At 58.1% G+C, this 8,453-nt stretch carries 6 protein-coding genes and 1 pseudogene; 1 reads left to right on the plus strand and 6 read right to left on the minus strand.

The genetic code is table 11. The features are described 5' to 3' along the window. The 6 genes and pseudogenes from glyA to ABLN87_RS21730 form a co-directional block, all read right to left on the minus strand. Nucleotides 1-135, minus strand: a pseudogene (gene glyA / locus ABLN87_RS21705) (serine hydroxymethyltransferase); the annotation flags it as partial. Nucleotides 136-156: 21 nt separating this feature from the next. After that, on the minus strand, nucleotides 157-2,787 hold the full coding sequence (locus ABLN87_RS21710) for a phosphoenolpyruvate carboxylase (protein WP_353014186.1): 2,631 nt from the start codon (nucleotides 2,785-2,787) through the stop codon (nucleotides 157-159). Then, nucleotides 2,787-3,758 carry a 2-hydroxyacid dehydrogenase gene (locus ABLN87_RS21715; protein WP_353014188.1) on the minus strand — a complete coding sequence of 324 codons (972 nt, stop codon included), beginning with the start codon at nucleotides 3,756-3,758 and terminating at the stop codon, nucleotides 2,787-2,789. Before ABLN87_RS21715 ends, ABLN87_RS21710 begins: the two co-directional genes overlap by 1 nt. Beyond that, the gene (sucD, locus tag ABLN87_RS21720) at nucleotides 3,758-4,648 is read right to left on the minus strand and encodes a succinate--CoA ligase subunit alpha (RefSeq protein ID WP_353014190.1); all 891 of its coding nucleotides are present in this window, start codon (nucleotides 4,646-4,648) and stop codon (nucleotides 3,758-3,760) included. The genes ABLN87_RS21715 and sucD overlap by 1 nt, the downstream gene beginning before the upstream one ends. Next, nucleotides 4,648-5,844 (minus strand): malate--CoA ligase subunit beta, encoded by a 1,197-nt coding sequence (locus ABLN87_RS21725; protein WP_353014191.1) that lies wholly within the window; start codon nucleotides 5,842-5,844, stop codon nucleotides 4,648-4,650. Before ABLN87_RS21725 ends, sucD begins: the two co-directional genes overlap by 1 nt. A 28-nt stretch (nucleotides 5,845-5,872) precedes the next feature. Then, a complete protein-coding gene (locus ABLN87_RS21730) occupies nucleotides 5,873-7,114 on the minus strand; it encodes an aminotransferase (RefSeq protein WP_353014193.1) in 1,242 nt (413 codons plus the stop codon). 218 nt (nucleotides 7,115-7,332) lie between these two features. On the opposite strand from ABLN87_RS21730, the gene ABLN87_RS21735 reads away from it, so the two are divergent. Next, a complete protein-coding gene (locus tag ABLN87_RS21735) occupies nucleotides 7,333-7,962 on the plus strand; it encodes a response regulator transcription factor (protein WP_353014195.1) in 630 nt (209 codons plus the stop codon). The last annotated feature ends 491 nt before the right edge of the window (nucleotides 7,963-8,453 follow it).

Genomic DNA, 8,453 nt, shown 5'->3' on the forward strand with positions numbered 1-8,453 from the left:
GATGTTCTCGGATGCGATCAGCTCGATCTCGTCGCGCTGACGGCCCAACTCGGATGTGATCGAGCCGAACAGCTCAGGGTCACGGTCAGACAAGGACTGGGTGAAAAAACCTTGGGTGCGTTGCGGGGCGTTCACGTTGAAACCTCCTGAAAAGGGTTAGCCGGTCCAGCCGAGGCCAGCGGAAATGGCGTTCATGGATTGCAGCAAAGGCACAGGAACCGATCCTGCCTGCGGCTCGCTTCGGGCTTGTCGCAGCAGCTCGACCTGCAGCGCGTGAATGCGGGCCAGTTCGGCCCGTTTACGATCAAACCGCTCGCACAGACGAGGAAAACGGTGACCGATGGTCTGACCGCCGGTCAGAAACTGCACTGCGCTGCAGGCACTGTCGTATTCCGCTCTGATAGCCAGCGAGATGCGCCGGCGGGTCTCAGTATCAGGGACAAGGTCGCCGTATTGTGCGGCGATATCCATATCCGCCTGATAGAGCGATTTTTCCATCTCATCAACGGCGAGGCGGAATAGACGAGAATCCTTAAACATGTCCTGCAGCACTTCATCACCGCGCGCTCCACGGAATTTACGAAAGCTGATCATGGCGGCGCCAAACCCGTACCAACCGGTGATCAGGTGACGGTTCTGCGACCATGCAAAAACCCATGGTATGGCCCTCAGGTCATCCAGACTGGCTGCGCCAAACCGGCGGGTCGGGCGGGACCCGATTTTCAGGCGGGCAAGTTCTTCGACTGGGCTGGCTTGCTGGAAATAATCCAGAAAACCCGGCATCTGCAGAAGCGAGACGTAGGCCGTCTGCGACAGTTCCGACAGGGCATCCAGCGCATCGTCGAACTCGGGCCGGGCAGGGGTTTCGCCAGGGTTGGCGGTATGGCGTAGCGTGCTTGAAAGCAGCAATTCCAGATGCGCTGCAGCCGTTCCGCGGTTGGCATATTTGGTTGAAACAACCTCGCCCTGTTCGGTTACGCGCAACCGCCCGGCAATTGTTCCGCTGGGTTGCGCGGCGATGGCGCGTCCTGTAGGTGCGCCGCCCCGACTGACCGAGCCGCCGCGACCGTGGAAAAATGTGGCCTTGAAGCCTTGCGAGGCCAATGCCGACACGATCCGGCGTTGGGCACGTTCCAGTTCCCATGTTGAGCAGAAGTAGCCGCCATCCTTGCCGCTGTCCGAATATCCCAGCATCACCTCAATCACGTTACCGTTGGTTTTGAGGCTGCGGCGGGCAAGCGGAACGCCCAGGACATCCAGCAAGATCGCCGGGGCGTTGCGTAGATCGGCAATTGTCTCAAACAGCGGAACCACCGAAATATCAAGTGTTTCGGACCCGAACCCGGCATAGCGGGCCAGCAGGTAGACGCCAAGCATATCATCGGCAGAGCGGGTCATAGACAGGATGAACGGGCCGATTGCCTTGGGATCTGGCCCTGATCGTACGCTGTGGACCAGCGCCAGAAGAGCGAGCAATTCCTGTGCCTGATCGCTCAGCGCATCGCGGCTTTGATAAGGCAGGTTCTGATCCGACAATTCGGTTCGCAAACGGGCAGACCATTCGGCCGTGCCATAGTCCGGAGCCTGCCCGGATTGTGACCAGATTTCGGCCAGAACATCAGTTGTGACGGTCGAATTCTGGCGGATATCCAATGTTGTGGTTCGGAACCCAAAAACCGTCGCGGCACGGCGCAGAGAGCGGATATGCCGTCGCGCCAGAATATCGGCGTTGACCGCGCACAATGCGTTATCAAGCGCATCAAGATCGCTCACGAATTGTGAGATGTGACCATAGCCGCCATCTGTCAGCCGCTGGCGAATGGCATTGAGAGCCTGCCGAAACGGTTCGTTCCGATTTCGGCCAGCATCCGGAACCCGGTCGATTATTTCTTGTATACGCGCTTTGTTGGGTTCGGGCAGCGGCAATATGAGTGCACTGATACTCAGCCTGCTTGCAGCTTGATCAAGGGCCTGACGGTAAAGGTCCAGAACCGTTTCACGCCCGCGTTGCAAGGCCAGCGCGGTCATCTCGGTCGTGACATTCGGATTGCCGTCCCGATCGCCGCCGATCCAGCTGTGAAAGCGGATATCGGGTGTTTCATTTAGGGTCTGGCCTAGCACATGCAGGCAGGCCTGATCGAACCGATCCATGACCTGCGGGACGGCGTCAAAGATTGCATCCCGGAAGAATTGCAACCCCCATTCGATTTCATCGTGCAGGCTTGGGCGCGACAGTCGAAGTTCACCCGTCAGCCACAGAAGATCGATCTCACCCTCCAGGCCATTCAGCAGTTCGGCGCGTTCGGTCGGGGTCCAGCGTTGGGTTTCAAGACCGACAAGGTTGCGGTAAATCCGACGGTGAATTTCCAGAACAGTGACCCGTTTGGCCTCGGTCGGATGGGCGGTCAGGGTGGGACCGGCGCACAGATCAGCGGTCAGCTTCTCCGTCTGGCGATCCGTCAGGGACAGGTCAGACAAAACCTCGGCGAATCCGCCTTCGACCGCTTCGGCCCCGCTTTGAGTCTCGGTCAGGCGACGGTCCCGGACTTCTGCGTTTTCGTCAATGATGCGCAACAGTTGGAACCAGATCGACAGGGCCTGTAGGTAGGGCGTTGCTTCAGGCCCGGTGGGGATGAGTTGCAACGGCGTGGCCTCAGCCCAGGTCGCCACATGAGGCGCCCGTTTCAGCAAGATGTTCCGCCACAACACCCGCAGTTCCGAGCGCAACCCTTCGGCATAATTCGAAGGTTCCGGGGTGGGCTGAATACTCCGCGCCAGCGCTTGCATCAGATCACCTGATCCCGCGGAGTACGACCTGCAAAAAAATCGCCGAGATTGTCGAGAACGCGAAACCCCATGGCTTCGCGGGATTCGCGCGTGGCGCTCCCCAGATGGGGCAACATCACCAGATTGTCGCACTGCAACAGGTCCGGGCTGATCCGGGGTTCGCCGTCAAAGACATCGAGCGCCGCGCCGCCGATCGTGTCGAACATGAGGGCTTGTACCAGAGCGTGCTCGTCCACAACTTCGCCGCGGGCGGTGTTGATAAGGAAGGCATCAGGCTTCATCAGGTCGAGCCTGCGCCCGTTGATCAGGTGTCGGTTCGTCGATCCTCCGGGGCAGTGCAGCGAGACGAAATCGCATTGTGGCAGCAAATCATCGACCGTTTCGACCTGCGTTGCGCTGAACTGTTTCAGCACCTCGGCTGACACTGCGCTGCGGTTCTGCACCAGAATTTTCATGCCAAAGCCGTGATGCGCGCGCCGCGCCATTTCCTGCCCGATCCGTCCAAAGCCGATAATGCCAAGCGTCTTGCCGCTGACCTTCGTGCCGACAAGGTGGGTCGGACGCCAACCTGACCAGTTTCCAGCGCGCAGTTCGCGCTCGCCTTCGCCAGCGCGACGCGCAACCATCAGCAGCAATGTCATGGCCAGGTCGGCAGTACATTCGGACAGGACATCCGGTGTATTGGTCACGGTCATCCCTAGATTGCGCGCCGATGGTTCGCAGATATGGCTGTATCCAACGCCGTAGTTGGCGAGGATTTTGGTCTGCGCTGCGGGAACGTCCAGCGCCTCGGCGCTCAGCGTATCCGTAACCGTAGGCAAAACCGCGTCGTATGTCTTCAACGCATCGCGGAGTTCCGACGGAGACATCGGAATGTCCCCGGTATTCAGCACGGCGTTGTAGTTTTCGGCCAGTTGCGCCTCGACGGCGGCAGGCCAACGACGGGTGACAAGAACCGAAGGCTTGACCATCACGCAGCCTTTCCCATGACACGGGCGATCGTTTCACCGATGACGGCAGGGTTTTCGGCAACCGTCACACCGGCGGCCGACAGAATCTCGACCTTTTCCGATGCACTTTCTCCAAAAGCCGAGATAATCGCACCGGCATGGCCCATGGTCCGTCCTTTTGGTGCGGTCAGACCGGCAACATAAGCAATGACGGGTTTGGTAATGTGATCGCGGATATATTCAGCCGCTTCAGCCTCTTGCGGCCCGCCGATCTCGCCGATCATGGCAATAACCTCGGTGTCCTCATCCCACTCAAAGCGTTCGAGGATGTCGCGGAACGAAGAACCGTTGATCGGATCACCCCCGATGCCGACGCTGGTCGACACTCCGATACCGCGCTCTTTCAGCTGCGCCGCAGCCTCATAGCCCAGCGTCCCCGAGCGGCCAATGATGCCGACATTGCCGGGCAGGTAGATATGCCCAGGCATGATCCCCAGCAGCGCCTTGCCGGGGCTGATGGTTCCGGCGCAGTTCGGTCCGGTCAGCACCATACGCTTATCGCGGGGATAGCGATACATGTAGCGTTTGACGCGGATCATATCCTGAGCCGGAATGCCGTCGGTGATGCAAACGCAATAGCGGATACCGGCATCTGCGGCTTCCATGATCGAATCTGCCGCAAATGGGGGCGGGACAAACACAAGGCTGGCATCCGCGCCAGTGGCTTCGACAGCTTGTTTCACGGTGTCAAACACGGGCACACCCTCGACGGTTTCGCCACCTTTTCCGGGAACGACGCCGCCGACGACGTTGGTGCCATATTCCAGCATGTCCTTGGTATGGAAGCGCGCCATGCGTCCGGTGATGCCCTGAACGATTACGCGAGAGTCGCGGTCGAGAAGAATGCTCATTATACAGCCCTCACCTTAGTGTTTTGGGTCAGGTCATTCCGCCAGGCGCCCACCGCCCGTTCTGCGGCTTCCATCAGCGTTGTGGCGCGGATGATCGGCAGGCCGGATTTGGCGAGAATCTTCTGACCCTCTTCGACGTTGGTCCCGGCAAGACGCACAATGACGGGGATGTCGATTTCCAATTCGCGCAGCGCCTGTACGACGCCTTCGGCGACCCAGTCGCAGCGGTTGATACCGGCAAAGATATTGACCAGAACCGCCTGAACATTGTTGTCGGACAGAACCAGACGGAAGGCCTTGGCGACACGTTCCGGCGAGGCACCACCGCCAATGTCGAGGAAGTTCGCGGGCTCGCCACCGGCCAGCTTGATCGTGTCCATCGTGGCCATGGCCAGCCCGGCCCCGTTCACAATGCAGCCGATATTGCCTTCAAGGCCCACATAAGACAGCCCTCGGTCCGCCGCGCGGCTTTCGCGCGGGTCTTCCTGACTTTTGTCGCGCAGTTCGGAAATCTGGGGATGCCGGAACAAAGCATTGTCGTCAAAACTCATCTTGGCGTCCAGCGCCAGAACCCGGTCATCGCCAGTGATGACGAGCGGATTAATCTCAACCATGGTCGCATCCAGCTCGCTGAAGGCGGCATAGCAGCCCTGCAGCGTCCGGACCATTTGCTGAACCAGACGGGGTTCGATGCCCAGATTGAACGCGATCTCGCGGGCCTGGAATTCCTGCAGGCCAACGGCGGGTTCCACGATGGAGCGCACGATGCTGTCGGGGCGGTCCGCCGAGATTTCCTCGATCTCCATGCCGCCTTCTGAGGAGGCTACAATCATCACCCGCTGGCTGGAGCGGTCCAGAACGAAACCCAGATAAATCTCGCGATCGATCGGCACGGCGGATTCGACATAGACACGATAGATGCCCTTGCCGTCCGGTCCGGTCTGGTGGGTCACCAGCTTGCGGCCGAACATCTCGTCGCATGCCGTATGTATCTCATTTTCGCTGTTACATAGCTTGACGCCACCTGCTTTGCCGCGGCCACCGGCGTGGACTTGTGCTTTGACAATCCACTTGTCTCCGCCAAGCTCTCGGGCGCGATAGGCCGCCTGTTCCGGGCTATAGGCCAACGCGCCGGACGGAATGGCAACACCGAAGTTCGAAAGAACCTCTTTCGCCTGATACTCATGAATATCCATCTGCATTCCTCCCGTTTATGCAGTGCGTTCAAGCAGCGATCGACGTGCCGTAACGGCTTTCGAGCAATGCCTCGATCTCTTCGAAGTCGACAGTGCCACCCAGCTCGCGCAGGGCTTCGGCGAACAGACGGATGATCTGGCTGATCGCCTGGCGATTCAGTTGATTGAGGATGCCGATCCGAACCTGTACCGGTGCGCTGAGCGTCGGCCAGATACCGAACCCGCGCGACCGGCAATTCTGGACCAGCTCCATCTCGCGCCCGGCCAGTTCCGGTGGCAGGTTGAGGACCAGTAGGCTGGGCATATCCGAAGTCACTTCGCAACCCATCGCGGTTACGGCGTCACGCAGCACCTTTTCGTGCGTGCGGTACGAGCCCGACCGCTTTGCCAATCCTTCAGTCAGCGTCAGACGAAGGGATTCATGGAAGGCAGCCACCGCGTACCCGGAATGGGTTCGGTGATATGTCCCTTTCTCGACGTCCTGCCCATCGACGATTCCCCAATGACGGGCCTCGAAAATGGGATTGTGGACATAGCTGTAGGCACCTGTTGATTTCAGGCTGTCGATGTATTCATCGGAAAAGCTGACCGGCGCATAGGTCAATGGCAAACAGCACAGGCCCTTTTGCGGGCACGATGCCCATCCGGCGATGCCCGCATAGTCATCGATCCGGAAATCTTCGACACCCAAAGACGAAACGGCATCAATCAGACCCATTACACCGTGACGTTCACAAGCATCCGAGAATCCGCGCAGATCATTGATACGACCCGAACCTGTCTCCCAATGCGCCATGAAGGCCCATTTGGGCTTATGCTCGGCCAGCGCGGCCTCGACCAGTTCGCCGGTCACCGACTGGCCATGCGGCACATTGATGACGGTCACACTGGCGGCCTGCGGGTCCAGAGGGTTGGCAGCATGCTCCTCCGGCGTTGCCGCCTTGATGCGCAGGGTCAGCGTGTCGATGCCTGAAAAGGTGCCATTGTTGAATGCAACAACCTTGTCACCAGGCATGACGGCCGAGAACATGGTGTCCAGTGCGCTCCAACCCGTGCCGGCGACAGCGAATGTATATGTATTCGAAGTCCCCCAGATCTCGCGCAGCATGTGCTTGCATTCGACCATGCCGCGCAGAACGTCGCCCTGCATGTGATCCGCAACTCCGGCGTTGGAAAAGGCCTGCAGAACGCGGATATCGGTGTTGCCCGGCCCCGGACCAGCCGCCAGCGTCTCGGGGATTTCGAGCGTAGGGTAAATCTGGAAAGTCATTCGATCCTCCTTGACCGTTGGGGTGGTCGACCACGCCCAAATATCGTGTTGTGGATCAGAAAAGCGTTGCTTGCTTCGTCGCGCAACGTAACTTACTACTGCTTTAGGCCTTCTAATAAGATGGGTGGAAACCTACCCATTTTGGCAAGAATGCCAATGTATACCAAGAAATGCCCCACACTAATGGGTAGTATTTCTGAATTTTGGGTGTAAAATCAATGGCAGAGCCTGCTCAGGAACCGATTGACGTTATGCTTGCCGACAATAATCCGCTGGTGTTGTCGGCCATGTCAGAGATCTTTGAACGTGATCCGCGATTCTCTCTGGTGGCCACATCGGCAACCGCCGAAGGGTTTCTGGGCGCGGTGATGAGAGTTCCGGTCAAGGTTTGTGTAATTGCCTGGAATTTGCCGGTCCTGGGTGCGGCCAAACTGATCGAAGTTTTGCGTGAGCAGGAGAGCGCGCCCCGTTTTGTCGTCTACGGTGATGAAGCAGGAGATGCTCCGCGCCTCGCAATGCAGGCTGGCGCAGCGGGGTTCGCTTCGCGGTCGGGTGAGGTTGAGCATCTGTTGGAAACCTGTGCAGACGTAGCGGCTGGAAAAATGGTGTTCCCATTCATCGACGTTCGGAAAATGCAGAGAGACCCGATCCACACCTTGTCTCGTAAAGAGCGCATCATACTTGAAGCACTGGCCAAGGGGCTATCGAACCGCGATCTTTCGAAAGACCTGCAAATCTCAACCAACACGGTCAAGTTTCACTTGTCCAATATCTACGAAAAGCTCTCAGTAAAAAATCGGGCTCAAGCGATTGCATTCTTCTACTCTTCTGGCGCAGCCTCAGGTTAGTTGAATTGCTCCAATAGCCGAGCGTGTACTGTCGGATTGCCCTAATGGTGAAACTGGATTTCCAGCAAAATCAGCTACTTAGAGTTTTAAATTTTTGTGACTCCAGAATCCGGGATTTGCTAACCAAACAAATAAAAGGCAGTTGTAATGAGTCCAGCCTGTGAATTCGCTTTTCGCGCTGCGTACGCGCGCAGCACGAAGTATGAGGCAATTGTGTAAGTTTTTGGTGTTGCCTTGCGGAGACGAAACCAACCATTCTCACAATGGAACTAACCGCTTCTTGCCTGCCTCAAGAAACTCTTTCGACCAGCTGTAATACAGGCTCGTGGCTATTCCTTCGCGGCGGCACAGTCCAGCAATGCTGTCTTCATCACGAAGCCCCCTGGGGTCAGGACCCATTGATTTCTATCGCGCGGCATGATTCAGGGCTCAAAAACGAGCGGTGAACATGTCTGATCTTTTCTGGCTGACGGATGCGCAGATGTCGCGTC

Origin of the sequence: Ruegeria sp. SCP10, from assembly GCF_040329495.1 — a bacterium.
In the GTDB taxonomy this organism is placed as follows: Bacteria; Pseudomonadota; Alphaproteobacteria; order Rhodobacterales; family Rhodobacteraceae; genus Ruegeria.

What these genes read in the sequence shown, in the direction of transcription:
- ABLN87_RS21710 (WP_353014186.1), bottom strand. Translation starts at nt 2,787, where the DNA reads ATGCAAGCGCTGGCGCGGAGTATTCAGCCCACCCCGGAACCTTCGAAT.
- ABLN87_RS21715 (WP_353014188.1), bottom strand. Translation starts at nt 3,758, where the DNA reads ATGGTCAAGCCTTCGGTTCTTGTCACCCGTCGTTGGCCTGCCGCCGTC.
- sucD (WP_353014190.1), bottom strand. Translation starts at nt 4,648, where the DNA reads ATGAGCATTCTTCTCGACCGCGACTCTCGCGTAATCGTTCAGGGCATC.
- ABLN87_RS21725 (WP_353014191.1), bottom strand. Translation starts at nt 5,844, where the DNA reads ATGGATATTCATGAGTATCAGGCGAAAGAGGTTCTTTCGAACTTCGGT.
- ABLN87_RS21730 (WP_353014193.1), bottom strand. Translation starts at nt 7,114, where the DNA reads ATGACTTTCCAGATTTACCCTACGCTCGAAATCCCCGAGACGCTGGCG.
- ABLN87_RS21735 (WP_353014195.1), top strand. Translation starts at nt 7,333, where the DNA reads ATGGCAGAGCCTGCTCAGGAACCGATTGACGTTATGCTTGCCGACAAT.